The organism is Bacteroides sp. GD17 (genome assembly GCF_038448625.1).
GTDB lineage: Bacteria > Bacteroidota > Bacteroidia > Bacteroidales > Bacteroidaceae > Bacteroides.
The window spans coordinates 247,497-268,939 of sequence record NZ_JBCEZS010000002.1 but is presented as its reverse complement, the minus strand read 5'-3'; the positions used below and the strand labels follow the sequence as shown (position 1 = coordinate 268,939).

The 21,443-nt window shown below is 48.3% G+C and carries 19 protein-coding genes, 1 tRNA gene and 1 pseudogene; 7 read left to right on the top strand and 14 right to left on the bottom strand.

All coding sequences use genetic code 11. The features are described from left to right. Nucleotide 1 precedes the first annotated feature (1 nt). Entirely contained in the window at nt 2–550 is a 549-nt protein-coding gene (gene rfbC, locus AAE250_RS04390) for a dTDP-4-dehydrorhamnose 3,5-epimerase (RefSeq protein ID WP_294597132.1), read from the bottom strand. A 123-nt stretch (nt 551–673) separates the two neighbouring features. On the opposite strand from rfbC, the gene AAE250_RS04385 reads away from it, so the two are divergent. Beyond that, nucleotides 674–1,801 (top strand): HU domain-containing protein, encoded by a 1,128-nt coding sequence (locus AAE250_RS04385; RefSeq protein WP_294597129.1) that lies wholly within the window; start codon nt 674–676, stop codon nt 1,799–1,801. A 49-nt stretch (nt 1,802–1,850) separates the two neighbouring features. Further along, nucleotides 1,851–2,372 (top strand): FHA domain-containing protein, encoded by a 522-nt coding sequence (locus AAE250_RS04380; RefSeq protein WP_294597126.1) that lies wholly within the window; start codon nt 1,851–1,853, stop codon nt 2,370–2,372. Between the two features lie 296 nt (nt 2,373–2,668). Here AAE250_RS04380 and AAE250_RS04375 read toward each other — a convergent pair whose 3' ends face one another. Both AAE250_RS04375 and AAE250_RS04370 read right to left on the bottom strand, forming a co-directional pair. Continuing rightward, nucleotides 2,669–4,108 carry a tagaturonate reductase gene (locus tag AAE250_RS04375; protein ID WP_294597122.1) on the bottom strand — a complete coding sequence of 480 codons (1,440 nt, stop codon included), beginning with the start codon at nt 4,106–4,108 and terminating at the stop codon, nt 2,669–2,671. A 70-nt stretch (nt 4,109–4,178) separates the two neighbouring features. Continuing rightward, nucleotides 4,179–5,240: a LacI family DNA-binding transcriptional regulator gene (locus tag AAE250_RS04370; RefSeq protein WP_294597119.1), complete on the bottom strand. Its 1,062-nt coding sequence runs from the start codon at nt 5,238–5,240 to the stop codon at nt 4,179–4,181. 231 nt (nt 5,241–5,471) lie between these two features. Between AAE250_RS04370 and uxaC the strand changes: the two genes are divergently transcribed. The 5 genes from uxaC to AAE250_RS04345 all read left to right on the top strand — a co-directional run bounded on the left by uxaC (nt 5,472) and on the right by AAE250_RS04345 (nt 10,115). Then, nucleotides 5,472–6,878: a glucuronate isomerase gene (gene uxaC, locus AAE250_RS04365; RefSeq protein ID WP_294597116.1), complete on the top strand. Its 1,407-nt coding sequence runs from the start codon at nt 5,472–5,474 to the stop codon at nt 6,876–6,878. A 145-nt stretch (nt 6,879–7,023) separates the two neighbouring features. After that, nucleotides 7,024–8,406: an MFS transporter gene (locus AAE250_RS04360; RefSeq protein ID WP_294597113.1), complete on the top strand. Its 1,383-nt coding sequence runs from the start codon at nt 7,024–7,026 to the stop codon at nt 8,404–8,406. 83 nt (nt 8,407–8,489) lie between these two features. Next, nucleotides 8,490–9,293 (top strand): MBL fold metallo-hydrolase, encoded by an 804-nt coding sequence (locus AAE250_RS04355; protein ID WP_294597111.1) that lies wholly within the window; start codon nt 8,490–8,492, stop codon nt 9,291–9,293. A gap of 93 nt (nt 9,294–9,386) precedes the next feature. Further along, nucleotides 9,387–9,459 (top strand) — tRNA-Lys (locus AAE250_RS04350). A gap of 95 nt (nt 9,460–9,554) precedes the next feature. Then, nucleotides 9,555–10,115, top strand: a complete 561-nt coding sequence (locus AAE250_RS04345) for an NAD(P)H-dependent oxidoreductase (protein ID WP_294597109.1) — start codon at nt 9,555–9,557, stop codon at nt 10,113–10,115. Between the two features lie 247 nt (nt 10,116–10,362). Here AAE250_RS04345 and AAE250_RS04340 read toward each other — a convergent pair whose 3' ends face one another. The 11 genes and pseudogenes from AAE250_RS04340 to AAE250_RS04290 all read right to left on the bottom strand — a co-directional run bounded on the left by AAE250_RS04340 (nt 10,363) and on the right by AAE250_RS04290 (nt 21,428). Further along, on the bottom strand, nt 10,363–10,587 hold the full coding sequence (locus AAE250_RS04340) for a hypothetical protein (protein WP_294597107.1): 225 nt from the start codon (nt 10,585–10,587) through the stop codon (nt 10,363–10,365). Between the two features lie 317 nt (nt 10,588–10,904). Continuing rightward, the gene (locus tag AAE250_RS04335; RefSeq protein WP_294597104.1) at nt 10,905–11,204 is read right to left on the bottom strand and encodes a DUF2589 domain-containing protein; all 300 of its coding nucleotides are present in this window, start codon (nt 11,202–11,204) and stop codon (nt 10,905–10,907) included. 133 nt (nt 11,205–11,337) lie between these two features. Then, a pseudogene (locus tag AAE250_RS04330) lies at nt 11,338–11,442 on the bottom strand (N-acetylmuramoyl-L-alanine amidase); the annotation flags it as partial. A 144-nt stretch (nt 11,443–11,586) separates the two neighbouring features. Continuing rightward, entirely contained in the window at nt 11,587–13,095 is a 1,509-nt protein-coding gene (locus AAE250_RS04325) for a fimbrillin family protein (protein WP_294597102.1), read from the bottom strand. Nucleotides 13,096–13,127: 32 nt separating this feature from the next. Continuing rightward, nucleotides 13,128–14,543, bottom strand: a complete 1,416-nt coding sequence (locus tag AAE250_RS04320; protein ID WP_294597099.1) for a fimbrillin family protein — start codon at nt 14,541–14,543, stop codon at nt 13,128–13,130. A 28-nt stretch (nt 14,544–14,571) separates the two neighbouring features. Then, nucleotides 14,572–15,543 (bottom strand): fimbrillin family protein, encoded by a 972-nt coding sequence (locus tag AAE250_RS04315; protein WP_294597096.1) that lies wholly within the window; start codon nt 15,541–15,543, stop codon nt 14,572–14,574. 138 nt (nt 15,544–15,681) lie between these two features. Further along, nucleotides 15,682–16,149, bottom strand: a complete 468-nt coding sequence (locus AAE250_RS04310) for an HU family DNA-binding protein (RefSeq protein WP_294597094.1) — start codon at nt 16,147–16,149, stop codon at nt 15,682–15,684. Nucleotides 16,150–16,303: 154 nt separating this feature from the next. Continuing rightward, a complete protein-coding gene (locus AAE250_RS04305) occupies nt 16,304–17,299 on the bottom strand; it encodes a fimbrillin family protein (RefSeq protein ID WP_294597091.1) in 996 nt (331 codons plus the stop codon). 45 nt (nt 17,300–17,344) lie between these two features. Beyond that, nucleotides 17,345–18,295: a fimbrillin family protein gene (locus AAE250_RS04300; protein WP_342288742.1), complete on the bottom strand. Its 951-nt coding sequence runs from the start codon at nt 18,293–18,295 to the stop codon at nt 17,345–17,347. 12 nt (nt 18,296–18,307) lie between these two features. Continuing rightward, nucleotides 18,308–19,474, bottom strand: coding sequence for a FimB/Mfa2 family fimbrial subunit (locus tag AAE250_RS04295; protein ID WP_342288741.1), 1,167 nt, complete (start codon nt 19,472–19,474; stop codon nt 18,308–18,310). 139 nt (nt 19,475–19,613) lie between these two features. Then, complete coding sequence (locus tag AAE250_RS04290; RefSeq protein WP_294597083.1) at nt 19,614–21,428, bottom strand: helix-turn-helix domain-containing protein; 1,815 nt, start codon at nt 21,426–21,428, stop codon at nt 19,614–19,616. Nucleotides 21,429–21,443 lie beyond the last annotated feature (15 nt).

The following is a 21,443-nucleotide window of genomic DNA, read 5'->3' as shown; positions in this document are numbered from 1 at the left end:
ATTACTCAAAACATTCCGCATCCTTGAACGATACGGCGTGTCCGTCTTTATCTGATAATATAAGTTGTTCTTCTGCAATGGGCCAGTCTATGCCGATCGTTTCGTCGTTGAAGCGGATAGAAGCCTCCGATTGCGGTGCATAGGCATTGTCTACTTTATAAGTAAAGACAGCTTCGTCGCTCAACACCAGGAATCCATGTGCAAATCCGCGTGGAATGAAGAACTGGCGTTTGTTTTCCTCGCTCAGTTCCACGCTGACGTACTTCCCGAATGTAGGGGACGATTTTCTTAAATCAACGGCCACATCCAGTACCTTTCCTTTGAGGACACGTACCAACTTGGCCTGACTGCACTCACCTTTCTGATAATGCAGGCCGCGCAATACGCCGAACGAAGATTTGGACTCATTGTCCTGGATAAAGTGTACCTCTCCGATATGCGTACGGAATTCCTCTTCCTTGAACGCTTCCATAAAATATCCGCGTGCATCGGTGAATACCTTGGGTTCTATCAGCCATACGCCGTCGATTTCAGTCTGTATATAGTTCATTTCTCAATATGTTTATGATAACTCGCTGCAAAAGTAGGAAAAAAATGGGCATGTTTATAATTTGTTGATAAGAAAAAGTGCTTGCAACTGGCGTATATTCGATATTTCCGCTACTTTTGTAGCATGATTGATTTAGCACAACATATAGAAGTATTGTTATTGGAGAATGATTGTGTCATTGTTCCGGGACTGGGTGGCTTCGTAGCCCACTATACGCCGGCAATGAGAGTGGCTGAAGAGAATATTTTCCTGCCTCCCACCCGTATCATCGGTTTTAATCCGCAACTGAAGATGAATGACGGATTGCTGGTACAATCTTATATGGCTGTGTACGATACCAACTTCTCCGATGCTACCCGGATTGTAGAGAAAGAAGTGCAAGAAGTGTTTGCCGCTCTTCACGAAGACGGAAAAGTGGAGCTTCCCAATGTTGGCGAACTGCGTTACTCCATTCATGGCACCTACGATTTTGTTCCTTACGACAATAAAATAACAACTCCTTATCTATATGGGCTGGACAGTTTTGAAATGCAGGAGCTCTCTGAATTGAAGAAGCCCTACCTGGAAAAGACCGTTGCTGTTCCTGCTGCAGTGGAGAAAGGAAAGCGGAAGTTCGAAATCAAGTTCAACCGTTCGTATCTCTCGAATGCGGTGGCAATGATTGCAGTGATTGCCTTGTTCTTCTTCCTGTCCACGCCGATAGAGAATACGGAAGTGATAGAAGGAAACTACGCCCAGCTGCTTCCGCAAGAACTGTTCGAGAAGATAGAAAAGCAGTCGCTGGCTATTACTCCGATTGTTGTCCGTCAGGAGGCAAAGAACTCCAAAGCTTCGGCACAATCCAAGTCGGCGCAAACCAAGAAGAAAGAGATCGTTCCGGTGGCTGTGAAAGAAGTAAAGGTCGGTAAACCGCAGACGGCAACATCGGCTCCCGTTGCCCAACCTAAGAATACAACGGCACCTTCACCCTCTGCCGTCGCTCCCAAACCGGAGGCAAAAGCAGTGCAGACATCCGCTGCTCCCGTCAGACATTATCATATCATTGTAGCCAGTGTGGGTACGGAGAAGGACGCCGAGGCGATGGCAAAACAATTGGTTGAGAAAGGTTTTGCCGGTGCTAAAGCAATTATCGGTGACGGCAAGATGCGTGTCAGCATAGAGTCTTGCGGTACTGAGGTAGAAGCCTATCAAACATTGAACAGGCTCCGCCAGGATGAAACTTATCAGAATGCATGGGTGTTGAAGAAATAATCTTCCGCACTCTTTTTCTATTTTTAAACTCATAAATTCCATATAACAAATGAAGAGAATCCGTTGTCCCAAGTGTGAGAATTACCTGACGTTTGATGAAACGAAATACACCGAAGGGCAGTCGTTGGTCTTTGTCTGCGATCAATGCAAGAAGCAGTTCAGTATTCGTCTGGGCAAGACAAAGATGCAAGTTCCCCAAAAAGAAGAGAAGCCGGATGAGGAGGAATTCAAGGAAGCCTTCGGCAGCATCACGGTGATTGAAAACGTATTTGGCTTCAAGCAGGTGTTGCCGCTGGAAGAAGGCGATAATGTGATTGGCCGCCGTTGCGTAGGCACCGTTATCAATGTTCCCATTGAAAGCTCGGACATGAGTATGGACCGTCGTCATTGCATCATCAACGTGAAGCGCAACAAGCAAGGCGGACTGGTCTACACCCTGCGCGATGCTCCCAGCCTGACGGGTACTTTCCTTAATAATGAGATATTGAACGACAAAGACCGTATCCGCATTGAAGACGGCGCGATTGTTACTATCGGCGCTACTACCTTCATCCTGCGTACCGCAGAATAGAAAGCATGCTTTATCCCGACAGAAAGTCGCGGGATAATCATCCGAAACCTCCTTTATAAATATACAAACAGACCGTGCTAAATACAGTTTTGCACGGTCTGTTTTGTATATATGCACTATTCAGAACTTCGATTTTCAGCTGCGGGCTCTACAGTTTACAGTTGCAGGCCGAACAGCCTACGTATGGAAACCGTACAGCCCACGCCCGAAAAACGAAGTATTGGAATATACATAATTGTATTTTGCACAAGCTAAAAGTACAAAATCAACATAGTATACGAGGTTTTCTCCTTGGCTTAAAGGATGCTTTTCACTGTCTCCAGCATACCCTTGGCCTGTATAGCATCCAAGTCGGCCTTTACGGCGGCAGCAAGTCCCGGAATGGCATTCAGGTCTTCGCCCCAGATAGAAGCAGCACCCAGTACGCCTTCGGTTACCTTTTGTGTATCTCCGGTTGCCCACAAATCCTTCAGCAACTGCATGATTTCGGGAGCATCGTTCGGAACGATTTCAGCACCGTCTTCGCGCACACCTCCTTTGTAGTAAGTGATGATAGCTGCAAGACCCAGTACGAGACCTTTCGGGAGTTCACCCTTGCGTTGCAGATAAGTCTTCAGGCCGGGCAGGTCACGAGTCTGATATTTAGGGAATGAATTCAGCATGATGCTGGTCACGGCATGGTCTACGAAGGGGTTGTTGAAACGTTCCAATACATCTTCGGCAAACTTCTTGAGTTCGTCCTTCGGCAAGTTCAGCGTCTCCATCAGTTCGTCGAACATCACTTTGTGGATGTACTTACCGATAACGGGGTGCTGGCAGGCATCGCGGACAATGTTTATACCGGACAGATAAGCCACCGGCGACAACACCGTGTGAGGACCATTCAGCAGAGTTACCTTTCTTTCGTGATACGGTTCTTCCGAGGGAACAAACAGTACATTCAGGCCGGCCTTGTCTGCCGGGAATTCTTTGGCAACCTCTTGCGGAGCTTCGATAACCCACAGGTGGAAGATTTCGGCTTGCACTACCAGATTGTCGTCGTATTGCAGTTTCTCTTTGATGGCAGCGATGTCTTTGCGGGGGAAACCCGGAACGATGCGGTCTACCAAAGTGGCATATACGCCGCAGGCTTCTTCAAACCAAGTCTTGAACTCGTCACCCAACTGCCACAGTTCGATGTATTGATAGATGGTCTCTTTCAGTTTGTGGCCATTCAGGAAGATAAGTTCGCAGGGGAAGATGATCAGACCTTTGCTCTTGTCGCCATTAAAGGTCTTGAAGCGGTGATACAGCAGTTGGGTCAGTTTGCCCGGATAAGAGGATGCCGGAGCGTCCGTCAGTTTGCAGGAAGGATCGAAAGCGATTCCGGCTTCTGTTGTGTTGGAGATGACGAAACGCATTTCCGGTTGTTCGGCCAGCTTCATGAATTCGTCGTTCTGTGTATAAGGATTCAGTGCGCGGCTGATGACGTCGATCATTGTCAGGCTGTTGATGGTCTCGCCCTTATCCAAACCTTGCAGGTTGACGTGGTAAAGGTCGTCTTGTGCATTCAGCATGTCCACCATGCCTTTGTCGATGGGCTGAACAACCACTACACTGCTGTTGAAGTCAGCTTTTTGGTTCATGTTATAGATAATCCAGTCTACAAATGCGCGCAGGAAGTTTCCTTCGCCAAACTGGATGATGCGCTCCGGACGTTGTACTTTGGGAGCCGTTTCTTTGTTTAATGCTTTCATCTTAAAAACAATTTAAATGATTGATATGATATTAATTATAAGTTGCTGATTTTGAGCTTCGGACAGTAGGTCATTCAAACTCGAAGTAGAAGTCTATGTTCTCTTTCATCATGACATCTATCGGCATGTATTTTACGGCTGTCACGGGTTTCTTGAAAACGACATGGTCGCATAGGGCTTTCACGCCGCAATATCCCTGCAATCCGGGACGTTGGCCGATAAGGAAGTTTACTTCGCCCGTCCTCAGATATTCCACATTCTTCTGTAGAAGGTCGTAACCTACCAACCCTTCCAGTTTCTTTCTTTTTTCGTGCAGATAGCTTGCCACCTGATAAACGCGTGAGTTGAAGACAGCCCCCAAAACAGCCCGCGGGTTTTCTTTAAAGAAGGAATCCAATATCTGCTTATTGACTGCAGCATCTTCTTTGTGCAACACTATGTCGTGAATAACAAGGTCGTTGTGCTCGTCCTCCATATATTGCATGAAGCCTTCCAAGCGGCGCTGCATCTGGATTTCTGCCGGACTGTTCTTCTGATTGTTCAGGAAAAGCACGAGCTCCTGCCCTTCTTCATGGCTGCGCATCAGGATTTTGGCTGCAATATATCCGCTGATCCTCGGATTCTGTCCGATGTAGCACAAGGCATGCGTTTGTTCGATGTTGAAGTCGATAAATGCATAAGGTATGTCGTGTCTTTCCAGATAAGTTGTGAGATTCAGTGTCTCTTCCCGAAAGTTCGGTGCAATCAGTACGGCGTCTACCGCTTCTTTCTGAATGGCCTTGCATGCCTTCTCGTATGTGGATTTGTCCGCATGGATATAATACAGGTAATCCACCCCTACATTGAACGGCTGCAACTCTTGTGCTGCACGGTTGATGCCTTCTGCAACGGCATGCCAATAATCGTGTTCTACATAATAAGGTATGATGCAGACAATGCGGTAGCGCTTCTTGGCAGCCAGACCGATGGCGAACATATTGGGATGATAATCTATTTCGTCCAGCACCTTCTGAACCTTTTCCCTACTGGCAAGGGATACATCTCCGCGGTTGTGCAACACGCGGTCTACCGTACCGGCAGATACGCCTGCCATGCGTGCTATGTCTTTAATGGTATGATTCTTGTTTTCCATCTTGTTTCTTCTCCAAGGCATTAAAGGTTCTACGATTTAAAACTTAAATATTATAAATATTTGCCGCAAAGATACGAATTATTTTGTTTCTCCAAGTAAAATTTCTACTTTTGTGTTCGATAACGGTTAATAAAAGCAAAAAGAGTTATCAAACCTATTAGCTTTACAATCAATACTATATAGGTGTAATAGCAAGGAGATAATATTTTTATACACTTAAAATACAAGAAGATGAAAAACTTTATGGATGAGAACTTTTTGCTGCAGACAGAAACTGCACAAAAGTTGTATCACGAACACGCGGCTAAAATGCCGATTATCGACTATCATTGTCATTTAATCCCACAGATGGTGGCAGACGATTATCAATTCAAGTCATTGACGGAAATCTGGTTGGGCGGCGACCATTACAAATGGCGTGCAATGCGTACCAACGGCATAGACGAGCGTTACTGCACCGGCAAGGACACTACCGACTGGGAGAAATTCGAGAAATGGGCAGAGACCGTACCCTATACTTTCCGCAATCCTTTGTATCACTGGACTCACCTGGAACTGAAAACAGCTTTCGGCATCGACAAAATACTGAATCCGCAAACAGCCCGCGAAATCTACGATGAATGTAACGAGAAGCTGAAACAACCCGAATACTCAGCCCGTGGCATGATGCGCCGTTATCATGTAGAAGCGGTTTGCACGACGGATGACCCGGTTGATTCTTTGGAATACCATATCAAGACCCGCGAGAGTGGCTTTGAAATCAAGATGTTGCCTACGTGGCGTCCCGACAAGGCTATGGCGGTAGAAGTTCCTGCCGACTTCCGTGCATACGTAGAAAAGTTGGCAGAAGTAAGCGGCGTTGCCATCTCCAACTTCGATGATATGGTTGCTGCTCTGCGCAAACGTCACGATTTCTTTGCCGCCCAAGGCTGCAAGTTGTCCGACCACGGTATTGAGGAGTTCTATGCTGAAGACTATACGGATGCTGAAATCAAAGCTATATTTAATAAGGTATATGGCGGTACTGCGCTGACGAAAGAAGAAATACTGAAGTTCAAGTCGGCCATGCTGGTTGTATTCGGTGAGATGGATTGGGAGAAAGGCTGGACACAGCAGTTCCACTACGGTGCTATCCGTAACAATAACAGCAAGATGTTCAAGTTGCTTGGTGCCGATACCGGTTTCGATTCTATCGGTGAGTTCAACACTGCCAAGGCATTGTCCAAGTTCCTGGATCGCTTGAACTCTGAAGGCAAACTGACCAAAACAATCCTTTATAACCTGAACCCGTGTGCCAACGAGGTTATCGCTACGATGCTGGGCAACTTCCAGGATGGCACTATTGCCGGTAAGATTCAGTTCGGTTCCGGTTGGTGGTTCCTCGACCAGAAGGACGGTATGGAGAAACAGATGAATGCACTTTCCGTACTTGGTCTTTTGAGCCGTTTCGTAGGTATGCTGACGGATTCCCGCTCCTTCCTCTCCTACCCGCGTCATGAGTATTTCCGCCGTACGTTGTGTAACCTCATCGGCCGTGATGTAGAGAATGGTGAAATTCCGGTATCGGAGATGGAACGTGTGAATCAGATGGTTGAAGATATCAGCTATTATAACGCTAAGAAGTTCTTCCAATTCTAAATAGATTTGAAGGAATTAATTCTGATTTAATAACTGTAGGGAAAGAGTGGCATCAAGCAATCTTGGTGGCACTCTTTTTTGCATTTTATCCTTTAAAACCGTACTTTTGCGTTCATTTATCAATAAAAACATATAATAGTAAAGGATGACTCAATCACCCCAAACCGCTGCCAAGGGCTTCACGAAAGCCTTTTGGGTAAGCAACACAGTAGAACTGTTCGAACGCATGGCATATTATGCCGTATTTATTGTCCTCACCATCTATCTTTCCAGTATTTTAGGTTTCAATGATTTTGAAGCAAGTATGATCTCCGGTCTGTTCTCGGGCGGACTTTATCTGCTGCCCATATTTACGGGAGCGTACGCCGATAAAATAGGATTCCGGAAATCAATGATCGTTGCTTTCTCGTTGCTTTCTGCCGGATATCTGGGTTTGGGATTACTCCCTACCCTGCTTGAAGCTGCCGGATTGGTGGAATATGGCGAAATAACCCGTTTCTCAGGATTGCCCGATAGTAATGACCGCTGGATGATTATCCCCATCCTGCTCCTCATCATGGTGGGCGGTTCGTTTATTAAGTCCATCATATCGGCCTCCGTAGCCAAAGAGACGACTGAAGCTACCCGCGCACGCGGCTATTCCATCTTCTATATGATGGTGAACATAGGAGCCTTCACCGGAAAGACCGTGGTCGATCCATTGCGTAGCGTAATGGGTGAACAAGCCTACATCTACATCAACTTTTTCTCTGCCACGATGACCATTCTGGCATTGCTTTCCGTTATCTTATTGTATAAATCGGCACATACGGCAGGCGAAGGAAAAAGCATGCATGAGATCGGGCAAGGCTTCCTGCGGATTATCACCAACTGGCGCCTGCTGATTCTGATCCTTATCATCACCGGATTCTGGATGGTGCAGCAGCAACTCTATGCCACCATGCCCAAATACGTTATCCGCATGGCAGGCGAAACCGCAAAACCGGGATGGATAGCCAATGTAAATCCCTTTGTCGTAGTTTGTTGCGTTAGTTTCATCACCCGCTGGATGGCCAAACGCACAGCTATTACCTCCATGAACGTGGGTATGTTCCTCATTCCGGTATCAGCGCTGCTGATGGCCTGCGGAAATTTATTGGGCAACGATCTCATTTCCGGCATGAGCAACATTACACTGATGCTGATACTTGGTATTGTGGTGCAGGCTTTGGCCGAATGCTTCATTTCACCGCGCTATCTGGAATATTTCTCATTGCAGGCTCCTAAAGGAGAGGAAGGCATGTATCTCGGTTTCAGTCATCTTCACTCGTTCTTATCCTCTATTTTCGGATTCGGTATAGCCGGTGTGCTTCTGACGAAATACTGCCCCGACCCTGCCCTGTTCGAAACCCGCGAAGCATGGGAAGCTGCCAGTGTGAATGCACATTACATCTGGTATTACTTTGCCGCTATCGGCTTGGTTGCCGCAATCGCCCTGCTGGTTTTCGCAAAAACCACCGAATTCATCGACAAAAAGAAGAAGGCATAAGCCCGATATATTGTATACTTTTTGTATATTTGCCGTCACTTTTTCTAAAAGCGACGGCTTTTTTTGTAAATAAGGAGAATAGGATGAAAATAAAGTTTATATGCCTTGCAAGTGGAAGCAGCGGTAACTGCTACTACATAGGCACAGAGAAATATGGAATACTCATCGATGCCGGCATTGCGGTGCGCACAATCAAGAAAGGACTGAAAGAGGTAGGCATCGGCATGGAAACAATACGCGCAGTGTTTGTCACCCACGATCATGCAGACCACATCAAGGCTGTAGGCGGACTGGGCGAGAAACTGAATATACCCGTATATACTACTTCCCTCATCCATCAGGGAATCAACAGAAGTTATTGCATGACGGAGAAGCTGCATTCGTCTGTCCGCTATCTGGAGAAACAGCAACCGATGCAGTTGGAAGATTTCCGTATCGAGTCATTCGAAGTTCCCCATGACGGCACGGACAATGTAGGCTATTGTATCGAAATAGACGGCAAGGTTTTCTCTTTCCTCACCGACCTTGGCGAAATCACCCCTACTGCCGCAGAGTATATCTGCAAAGCCAATTACCTGATACTGGAAGCCAATTACGATGAAGAAATGCTGCGTATGGGCACTTATCCCCAGTACCTGAAGGAACGGATCACTAGCCGCACGGGACATCTGAGCAACATTGCAACAGCCGAGTTCCTGGCCGAAAATATCACGGAACACCTGCAATATATCTGGCTTTGCCACTTGAGCAAAGACAACAACCATCCGGAACTGGCCTATAAAACGGTAGAATGGAAGTTGCGGGAAAAAGGAGTCATCGTGGGAAAAGACGTACAACTGTGTGCTTTGAAGCGTACTACGCCCTCCGAATTATATGAATTTGAGTAAAAATGCCGATTTCATCGAAAAAATACGCTACTTTGTTTGGTTTGATAAAATAAAAGAACTACTTTTGCACCCGCAAACAAGAAAAGCAAGCATGCACTCTTAGCTCAGTTGGTAGAGCAACTGACTCTTAATCAGTGGGTCCAGGGTTCGAATCCCTGAGGGTGTACTTAAGAAGGAACAACAAAAGTTGTTCCTTTTTTGTTATATACCTATATTTTCCTACATTTGTAATCATCAGACAATTCTAATAAGAAAAACAATATGGAGAAAGAATTTAAGCAAGTAGTGGTTCTTTTAGCGCATCCTAACATAAAAGAATCGCAGGCCAACAAGGCATTGATGGATGCTATCAGCGATATGGAAGAAGTGAGTGTATACAATTTGTATGAGATGCGTGCCGAAGAGGCGTTCAATGTAGAAACATGGACTACCATCGTTTCCCATGCCACCTCACTTGTCTTCCAGTTCCCGTTTTATTGGATGTCGGCCCCCTCTTTGCTGAAGAAATGGATGGATGAGGTATTTACTTATCTGGCAAGAACTCCTGCTGTAGCTGGCAAGACATTGATGGTGGCCGCCACTACCGGTTCTGAATACGAGGCTTATCGAAGCGGTGGAAGAAACCATTTTACGATGGATGAATTGCTGAGACCCTACCAGGCAAGTGCCATACATGCAGGGATGGGATGGCAGACGCCTCTTGTTACCTATGGCATGGGTACAGCAGATGCAGCCAAGAATATAGCGGAAGGTGCAAACCGATACAAACAAAGCATCGAAGCGTTGATAAAAGAGGGCAATAATGCGAGTGACAAGTGGTGATTATCCTATAGAAAGGTTACGGACAGGAAGTTAATATCATGCTTCACTACATATTAATAAGATGTAATACAACAAGTTAATATCGTGTAAACACGATATTAGTAAACTGCAAACACGATATTAACTTGTTATATACCCCTGCAATAGAAAGTTTCTTGTTTCCAATTAGCAGCAGGCATTCCTCCTTCTGCATCAGATTATGAGATTTGACGTTTTAAAATGTTATTGTAGCCATTTATCAGCAAGTCTAAACCTTTTCCCCCTTCACCACTCCGCCTTCGCTATCCAGCATCGGATATTCCAGGCTTATCGTCTTGGGAGTCAGAGCCTGACTTTCGGCATTGGCATCACCTGCCGGAGATGTTTTATAAAAATACCGATCGAACAACTCCTCGTTCCTTTTCACCAGTGAGTCGGCGGCTTCACTAACGGCCCGGTGTATGGCTTCAACAAATAATTTAAAACTTATCATTGTATCCGGTTTTTAGATGAATATATTTACTTTGAAACAGAAGTGAGATCAGGCAAATCACTTTTCTTGTTTCATTAGCTTGTCATACTGCTCTATCGCCTTTTCCACCGGAGGCTTACTGCTCGATGGCATAGATACTGTACAATGGCAATTGGGACACTCAAATTTGTGACCTTGCAGTAATAAATATACATTAAATGGAATTGCAGTACTGCAATTAGGACAAGGCAGAGTCTGTTGCATAATGTCTTTTTTTAATAGTTATTATCTTTGTTATTGGCTGATACGTATATATGTCAAGAACTGAAAGCACGCCTTTAGGCAGCGGAAGTTGCCTTCAATTTGAATCGGATGGTTATATCCATCACATCGTTGTCTGCCATTTTGATGTCGTCCATTTGGCAGTGCGAAACCAATGCCATCAACGGGACATCTATTTCCTTATCACCGACCTTCACTTTTTGGCAAATCGGGCTTCCGTCCGTGTCTTGCCAGAATTTCTTCAGGTTCTGCACCTGCTGGGCTTGCAACATCTCTTGCGCACTACCTACTGCATGGTACAGGCCTTTCAGAATATCCGAGAATGCGTATTTCGGCTTTTTGCTGAATATTCCCATAACTTTTTATTGTTACTGATTTCACTTTTTACTTATACCTCAGATACTGCAACTATGATTGAATCACCTTTATCCTATCGCTTTCAGATAGTTTATGATACCCTCTGCCATGATGTCCGTCACACATTGCTTCCCGGATAGCTATCTCACGGGTGTAGGCGTATTCTCTCAAGCGTCCGTCGGGGGAACGCTTGCCCGGAGTTTCCGCTCCGTGGCCGTTGTCTATTAATACTTTCATTGCGTATCTGCTTGTTTTGTTTATACTTTTCTTTGTTCTTTTTCTCTATTTCGGATTGAAAATCCTGATGCTCATAACCAGCGGATTGCAAATCCGCTGGGACGGATGCTCATACGACAGCTACGCCGTAATAGGTAAATAAAATCAGAAAGCAAGAATGGGTCTCCAGTACCAGCGGGATTCCTTTGAGCTGGTTGCCAGCTTGTTTAGGCCGCGCTGGTAAGTCATAACCCAAGCAGAATTGTTGTAACCGTCTTCCGTAAGCGCCCAATAGTCGGAAGCGCTTATTCCTGTAGCACCACTGATTTTGCTTAATTTACTATTAATTGCATCCTTATCCCAAAGAGTCAGCTCTTTCGCCGAAGGCAAATACCAATCACTGCTGGTACTGGGAGCAGAGACTGTTTTACGATAATCAATCACTTGATTTACAGCGTAAACAATATAGTTGGAATTTATGCCCTTATTAAATTCCTCAGCAGCCTTGGTATTGTTATAACCCTGAATGTTATCCTTGGTATTGGTAATAGAGAGATACACATCCCTTTTATTGTTATCCAACCAATTCTGCACGCTGGTGTCTTTTGTCTGCCAAACTTGCAGATACTCTGTCAGCGCTATCACTAACCCATGGGTACACCCCTTATGGTCAGTTTTCAACGTTCTGTCATACTCGGTAGCATCACCCACCCAAAAAATAATGCCGATGCAACCTGTTGAGGGAGGGCTTTGTGCCTCTCCCGGTACAATGCTGCCATCGGAATAATAGAAATCGCCTGCGGCAAGGGCGCGTTCTTTGATAGTAGTTGGAGCACCATCATAGGTAACATTTAGTCGCTTGTACTTGCCCGTAGACAAAGAAAGTGTGCTGCTCTCATACTTAATGGCCGTTCCCGCTACATTCTGAAATTCACCGGCGACAGTACAGGAAGTTTCGGCAGGAACGATGTAACGATAGACGCCCTTACCCGTGTTGTAAGGGATAATGGACATAGGAGCGTCTTCTTTGGTTATGCTGAATGTGGCACCGATAGCGGGTTCGGCATACTCGTAAGCATCGGCAGCATCGGAGGTCTTGTACTTCTGCACAGGCAGGGAAATCTCTATCAGCGACATCTGATGGGTGAAGCTGAAACTAAGGGTTTTGTTTCCGTCGGGCGAAACGAGGGCGGCTGTCATCAGGTCCCAGGCGGTATAGTTGTCGTAGGTGCCTTGGTCGGTAACGATGTTTTTATTGAAATAGTCCACAATACCACTCACGTCCGTAATGTTCTCTGCAGGCAGCTCGCTTTTGTACGGATAGTAAGCAAAATATTGAGCATCTATATAATAATATACGGGAGCGAGAGCATCGGCAGACCAGGAACCGTCGGCATTGCGGATGCATTTCACGTTCTTGCAGTCGGCAATGACTGCACCGTCCTTCACGGCAAACACGCCGATTTCGTCACCGGCAGTAAAGGTGGTGATATAACCGTTCTCCGAAGCGCGTGTGTCCGCACCGTCGGCAGAGGTGAAGCCGGCGGCCGTGGCACGGATGGTGAGAGGGATGCCGTGGGCGGTGGTTATCGGTTCATCGTGTTCCGCACAACTGCACAAGGCTGCGGTGCACAACGAGAATAAGAGGCTGAGTTGGAATAAATGCTTTTTCATATTCGGAATGTTTAGGGGGATTTGTTTTATGATCAAAAAGCCAAGGAACAACGAACTCTATAGTTGATGCCCTTACTGCTCCCAACAGCGTAGTCATCGGTGAAGTCCACGCGGTAAGCGGTGTAGTCGCTGTGCACCGTGCTCGACCAATAGGCGTCGTTGACGAAAGTATCTGCACTGCCACTGCTCACCGTGTTCAATTTTACAAATTGAGTATTCAAGGCATCCTTTCCATTCATACTTTGGCTACTATTATTTCCCCAACAGATATACTTCAATTCATCATAGTTAGGCCAATACCAACCGCTACTATTGGAAGGAACTGCTACCGTAGTTTGATAACCGGAAACAGCACTACCGGCATTGTCCCAAGTAGAAGAAGTACTCGCATCCTTCAAAGCAACTACAAGAGCGTGAGTATAACCGCCATCGGTCTTTTTTGTACTATTGTTCGTTATGAAGCTATTGTCCACGCAATAGATGACACCGATGCAACCTTCCACCGGAGGATTATCTGTGGTGCCCGGGATAATGCCGCCGTCAGAGTAATAGAAATCGCCTACGGCAAGGGGACGGACGGCAGGCGTAGCCGAGCCATCAGAGTAAGTGACATTTACCCTTTCGTAAGAGCCGGAAGCCAAGGAAGAAATCTCTTTTTTATAGTTGATGACCTTGCTGTTCAGATGAAACTCACCTTCAATTGTACAAGTAGTATTGCCGGGAACGATGTAACGATAAATACCATTACCCATATTGTAAGGGGTGATGGGCGAGGTAGCGCCGCCTTCTTTAGTCATGCTGAATGTGGCATTGATGGCAGGTTCGGCATACTCGTAAGCATCGGCAGCATCGGAGGTCTTGTACTTCTGCACAGGCAGGGAAATCTCTATCAACGACATCTGATGGGTCAAGGTGAAACTGAGGGTTTTCTTGCCGACGAAAACGATCGGTGGTACGTGGAGTGTTGTCATCAGGTCGCAAGCGGTATACTTGTCGTAGGTGCCTTGGTCGGTAACGATGTTTTTATTGAAATAGTCCACGATACCACTCACGTTCGTAATGTTCTTCGCAGACAGCTCGCTTTTGTACGGATAGTAAGCGAAATATTTTGCACCTGTATAATAATATACGGGAACGGAAGCATCGGCAGTCCAGAAGCCATCGGCATTGCGGGTGCATTTCACGTTCTTGCAGTCGGCAATGACTGCACCGTCCTTATCAACGGCAAACACGCCGATTTCGTCGCCGATAGTAAATTTGGTGATATAACCGTTCTCCGAAGCGCGTGTGTCCGCACCGTCGGCAGCTGTGAAGCCGTCGGCCGTGGCATGAATGGTCAGGGTGCTGCCGTCGGTGGCAGCTATCGGTTCGTCGCCCTCCGTACAACCGCATAAAACTGCAATGCACAGCAGGAGCGAAAGGCTGAGTGGGAATACATTCTTTTTCATATCCGGAAATCTTTAGAGGGATTTTGTATTAATTGGTTTTCACTTTGCCGGTTACAGTTTCGCCGCTGTCTTCACTCCAACCGCTTCCGTTGCCGTCCGTGCCGGGTGTCACGGTCTGGGCATTGCCGGATACATCACTCTGATTGCCCGGTGTCCATTGGGGAAAATATTGGAAGCTCACGTCCAGCCCGGTCTTCTTTAGGGTGATGGTATAGGTATGCTGCTGCCCGGCTGTGAGATTGGCTTCATCGCCAGTTGTCGGGGTATAGAAGTAGTCGTAGCCACCTAAGGTTACTTTGATGAAAGGACTACCCTGTATCTTCTGCGGGACGAGCAGGGCGGTATAGGTGGTTACGCCGTCCTTCGTTTCCTCTTTCGGGGTGACTGTACTTCCATCTCCCTTCACACCGGCTTGGTTGACAAAAGTAACGGTAACATTGTTTAAATCGGTTATGCCTTCGCCCGTTTGCAGTGTCACCACGACCTTTGCCGTGCGGTGGGTGAAGGTGAGTTTCGGTTCTTGAAACGTCACGGAGGCATCCCTTGCTTCCAGATAGTCGCTTGCCTGATAATTGGTGGCTTCGTTCTGGTTGGCTTCCACGGTCAAGGCGTCATCGGCAGGTTTCTGTTCACTGTAGGGATACCAGGCGTTGACGGTGAGGTTGGCTGTAGTCTGCCAGTAGAATGGGGTGCCGCCATCAGCTACGGACAGGGTGGCAATCTTCTTGTTGCTTCCGTCCGGGGTTACCTTATATTCCTTTGTGGTGCCGCCCACCTTCACAGCTACGTTCTGCACGCCCTCCCAATCACCGTCCACGGTGGCACGGGTGGAAGCTCCGGCAGGTGTAGCCACGGCTTGCAGCCCGGCGGCGGTCAGTTCCAAGGGGTATTTACCCTCTGCAAGGCGGATGCCGTTCGTCTGTTCGTCCTGCGTGCAGGCGGCGAGCATCAGGAAGGATGCCAATGCGCAGGCGGTCTGTAGTACTGTTAATCGTTTCATTGTATAATATTTAATCATTATGTTTTTTTCTATGTGCCACCGCCTCCGGCGAGAGAGGCAGTTGCTGCCTTATAGGGTGGCTTACTCCGGGCTTACGCTTGATGCCCGGCGGTGGCTGAGTCTATGGAACGGGGAACTTTATCCCAGCGGGTTCTCTCCCTGGTCGCCATCGCTGTCGTCGCCGCCGCCGGGGGTAGTGTCTTCGGTATCGGGCGAAAGCTCTATCCATTCCAACGTGTCGCTATCCACGAGGGCACGGGTGTACATGCCGTTGCTCAGCTTGCTGCGCTCGGGGATGAACTCGATGCGGACGGCTTGCACCTGCTTGTCGAAGTTGAAGTCCGCAAGGTCTTTCACGCCCTTCGTGTCCAGCACGTAGCGGAAGTAGCCGAGGCCTTTGAGGTGGACGCTCTTGCCTTGAGACATGCGGGTGTGCATCACGCCTGCAATGTCGCCCAGCACAGCTTGGACGTCGGAGTTGCTTACTGTGGAGATTTTCGCCAGGTCTCGGGCGATAACTTCCGTTTCTACCGGTTTGCCCTGCACGATGGCGCGGGGGTAGTAAACCGCTTGTTTTGAATTGAACATTTTTTTCCAGAAGGGCATAATGTTGAATCTTTTAAATGTGAGTATAATGGCCGCCGGAGCCCGGTTTGCCTTGTCGCTGACTCGAGCGTGTCTTGTCGCTGACTCGGGAACGTCTTGTCGGCAACAAGGGAAAAAGGGCACGACGGTGTTGAGTTTTATTTCAAGAGTCGGGTTATTCCATTACGGCATCACCCTCGACGGGGTCACCGTTGCCAATTACGCCCCAGTCGTCAATCGTGGAGGTTACGGTCAGTCCGGTCAGCTTCACGGTGATTTCGTACTTGTAGATTTTGCCGCTTGTAAGGGTCAGGTTGCTGTCAGAGGCGCCATTTGGCAGCGTGTAGAAGAGTTCTCCGCCGGTGGCTAAGGTCACTTTCATAAACTTCGTGCCTTTCGTAAAGCTCTGCGGGGCAACGATGGCGGCGGCGGTGAGGGCCGACGGGGTGGTATTCGCATCGTAGGTGGCGGCAATGACCGTCGTGGCTGTGCCCGAAGCATCGGAAATGCTACCGTCGGCAAGGTTCAGGGTAACGTCGGGCATCACGGAAAGTATCTCCAGCTTTGCGCCTTTGAAGTCGTCTTCCGTGAGGCCGCTGGTTTGGTCGGGTATCAGTGTCACCTGTATTTTAGAGAGCAGGTGCTTGAAGCTGACGTTCACGCTCTCCTTGGTGCGAGCCACGGGGTTGGCGAGTTCGTATTCGGTGGTGCTTCCCTCTTTCAGCTTCATCGGCTGTCCCCACAGCAGGTCGCTGGCCAGGTAGTTGGCATCTGTGCTCTGGTCTGCCTTTATGCTGAAGGCGTAAGTGCCGTTGAGGGCAAGATCGGCTTTCCAAGGGGCGTAAGCGTAAATGTTCACACCGTTGCCGCTTTGAGGGAAGTAGACGGTAGTGCCCTCAAAACTCCCCGAGCCGTTGGCCTTATAGTTCAGATTCTGGGTGTAGGTGGTAGCGGCACCACTCACCACGGCTTCGTTGATGAAGAAGCCTACATGCACGTCCTTGGCAATCTGAATGCCCTGCAAGTCGGTTGCAATGCTGCGCGTCACTTGTTGGGCTTCCACTCCGCTGCTCAGGCGGATTTCTCCTGCCCACGTGTCTGTCTCTTCGTTGTTGCAACCTGCCAATATCATTGCGACAGCTGCCATGCTCATAAAAAAAATTGTTTTCATACTTTTACTTTGATTAATTTGCTATCATGTTTATTTTTCATTTTGTCATTCGGCACTGCCAGGTTCGCCGGCACCGTTGCCTTCGTTCCAGTCGCTGATGCCGCCGGAGACATCAAGAGTTCTGCGGTTGATGGTGATGTCGTAGATGTTCTTCTCGCCTGCATTGAAGCTCTTACCGGCGGGGATGTCCCAATAGAACTTCTCGCCGGTGCTGCCGAAGGTGAAGACCAGTTGCCGGCCCGGGGTGAGGGCTTTCCCCGTCAGGTCGTCCGGAAAGAGGATGGCTTCGGCGGAGGTGCCGTCGGCGGCAGTCAGCAGGGAGATGGATGAGAGTTCCTCCGTGAAGCCGGTTGCATCGAATTCAGGGGCGTAGATTGCAGTTTTCCATTGCTTGGTGATTTCTACTTTCAGGCCTTTCAACTCGTCGGGGGTGATGCCCTTGCCGGGGGTAATGTTCAGCTGCAACTTGGTCAGGCGGTGGCGGAAGTTTAGTACGACTGAGGGATTCTCCTTGTTGTAAACGGCTGCACCTGCTTGTGTGCTACTTTTAGCATCGGCAGTCATCAGATCGAGGACGGCTTGCGAGGTTTGGTCGGTAAGGTCGGCGGTCCATTCGCCGTCTCCCACGTCTTTGTAAGGGTACCACGCATGGAAGTCCACATTGCTTCCGTCTATCGGGAAGTAGATGGTGGTGGCCACCGGGGTGAAGATTCCGGCATCCGTCTTCGTCTCGTAGGGGATATTGTCGGCTCCTTCTACAAGGGTGGTTTGGCCTGCGGCAAACATATAGATGCCGATTTGGTCGCCGGCATCCCACGTCTTGTCGTGGGCACGGGTCTGCACGCTGATGCCGCCCGTCACTTGCAGGGCCACGCGTCCGTCACTTTTTCCATCATCCGGCGCACTGTCGTTGCTGCACCCTGCCGGGAGGAGTGCAAAGGTGCAAAGCATTATGCCAAGGCCTATGCCCGGCTTGCTGAAGTTTTTCTTCTTCATATTTTTGTTGTTTTAATGTATATCAATATTTCCGTTGTTTATCACGGTCCAGTTGCCAATGGTGGCTGTGAGGCCTGCTTCTGCTGGCAGTTCCAGCGTGGCATTCAGTTCCAGCGGTTTCATGTCGCTGCCGAAGTTTTTCAAGGGTTCGGTCAGGTCGGTGGTGAGGGTCTGCACATGGCCGTCCGTCTGGGTGATTTCCAATGTCAGCAACTGCTTCTCTCCGGCGATTACACCCAGCAGGCGCATGGTGGCGTAGAGTATCGGTTGTCCGGCTGCGCGTGTCTGCCCGTCGTCCGTTCCGGGGGCAAAGGCAGGGATTAGGGTCTTACCTTGGGTTGCTGCAATGGCTCCGGTGGTCAGGTCTATCGAGGAGGCGATGCCCGTCAGTGTGGCGGTGGTGGAGGCAATGCGCTGCTCGTCGCCGGGTTTCAGCTTCAATGCCAGCGTCAGGCGGCGGATGCGTTGCTGCATGGTTACGGTTACTTTCAGCGTATCATCTTTTTCTATTTCCAGCTTCTGCGCGGCAGAGAACAGGTATCCGGGCATCGGTTGCAGTGTGCCGTCCGGCAGTGTGTTTACTGTGGCGGTGTTTCCGCTGACGGTGCTCCCTTCGGCAGAGTTATAGACCAGCAGGTCTTGTTCGCCGGGCAGGAACAAGGCGTTGAAAGCATTCGTCGCGCCGCTGACGGTCTGTTCTTTGTCGCCAATGCGCAGGATGTAGCTGCCCGGTATGGCGGCATCCGGAGAGAGCGCTGCCCAGTCGGTGTTTACCACGACGGCGCCCTGGTCGGGATGCGGGGTTTTGCTTGTGTCGTCCTTCGAGCAGCCCGTCAGCAGTAGCGCTATGAGCACAATCGGGAGGAACATGATTCTTCTCAGCATATTATCTATTATTTTAGTGAATTCTTCGGGAGTGATGTCGGGAGGATTGAGCATATAGGGACGCCGGGAAGTGGGGACTTGCTTCCTCAATTCCAGATTTTCGGTGATGTAACGTATCAGGTATTCCTGGCTGCGGCGCAGGCGGCGCTTGTAGTGACAAATGGAGATAATAAGGATAATTATCAGCAGTAAAGACAGAGTAATAAAAAGGAAGGTGTACAACGGGAAAGGAAACCAAATGATCTCCAAAACCGGATAAGGGTGGGTGAATATGTTTATACAACTTTCCTTCATTTTGCCTCACGCTATTTGTTTTTTGTTAGCGTGAGGCAAAGGTGATAAAACTAAAATTATTCACCTACTTTTTTTGAGAGTTGTAGTGCTATTTAGTCACTCTTGTAGTACTAAAAATTCCCGCATCAATTGTAATGCATTAATTATCAATATTTTTCTTACTCTCTCGATATTCGGCAGGAGTCATATTGAATTGTTCGAGAAAAAGGCGGTGAAAGGTCGATTTATTCGGAATTCCGCACTCTCCGGCCACTGCATCCACTGCATATTCGGGATGTTCTTTCAGCATACGGGCTGCATAGTCCAACCGAAGATTATTGATATATTGGGTAAATCCCATACCGGCATATTGCTTGAAAAGTAATGCGAACTTATTCTTGGGGATACGTACCAGCTTCATCAAGTCATCCCTCGAAAAATCGGGTTGCAGGAAAAGCTTGCGGCCGACGATTTCGTGTTCCACCTTATCGAACAAAGACTGCCCGTTGACGATGGTTGTTGTATTGTCTTCTTCTGCAGCAATGTCTTCAACAGGTGGCACAGCGGCTGCTACAGAATTCCGCTTCTGCAATTTCTTTTCCGCAGCCTGCAACTGTTCCTTCAGGTTCAGGTTCTCTTCCTTCCGGCGGAAAAGTTCATCTTTATATCCCAGCAGGGCTTCTATCTTGTCGCCCATTGCCTTGTTCTTGGCTTTGACAATGCGGGAGTGGCGGATATTTCGCCACAACAGGAAGCCAAGCAGCACGATAACACAAACGGCAAAGATCTGTATCATCCGGCTTTCGCGCAGGCGGGTAGCTTGTGTCATCAACTGCGCATCCTTTTCGCGGGTTTCGTAGAGGGTGGCAAATTCCAACACTCCATTCTGTTTTTCACGGATACGCAGACTGTCCGACAAGGCATACATCTGCTTGTAGGTGCGTGCGGCAGACTTATAATCGCCCAGCCCCATATATGCTTGCGCCGCAAAATTAAGATTCTGTTCCAAATAGAAATAGCTGACGGTATCTCCTTGCGCCTTGCAGAACTGTTTGTTCTCATCGATATACCGCAGTGCCTCCTTGTAGCGCTTGCGGGCAATCAGATAGTCGAAGCGCAGCTGCTTGCCGTCGTCGGTACTGGCATAAGCTGTTGCCAGGTATTTCCGGTAGAACTCGTCAGCCTTTTCTGTCTGCCCGTTGTTTGCATAGAGGGCGGCGAATAGCGCATAGACACATGTCAGCCGCATGTCATAGACGCCCTCGGGGACGTCAGGGCAAGCTTTCAACTGTTCCATCAGTTCCTCATAGCGGGGCAGCAGGGCGATGCACTCATGGAACTTATTGTCCTCGAAGGCATCGGAAAGCTTTGTTCCATAGATGTAAATCAAGTCATCCACCGCCTTCCACTTACGGCTGCCTTCGGCTGCTTTCTCCAACAAGGCGATGGCTTTCTCCATATAAGGTTCGGCTTCGCTCTTCAATCCCATATCCCGTTTGTTGGTGCTCATATAGAGCAGCAGATTTGCTTCGGCTCTTATATTGCCCGTCTGTTTGGCAAGTTCTGCACCTTCCACTGCATAGCGCATGCTCTCCGTATAGTTCCCGGTGATATTATATTGGTCGGTTATCAGTTCCAGCAGTGCCAGTGCATCGGCCGGATTCCGCTGGATGGAGTCATTCCGGTAAGCCCTCAAGGAATAATCCAATGCCAGCCGATACATGGTGAGTCCGTTCTGGTAAGTGACGCTACGCAGATAGTCCAGCCGGTAGTCGGGCAACATCTTGCGCCTGCTCATTTCGTCAATCAGTTTCAAAGCCCGGTATGGTTCTGTGATACATATATTTACAATGTATTTCTTGGTATATACGCTGTCCGGTTCTTTTGCTGGGACATCTGCTGCTTGTGCGGATATGGCCGGGCTGATTGTTATAATCAGTCCTATAAAAAGAATCAAGCGGTAAAGGTTATTCATATTCCAAATGGTTCG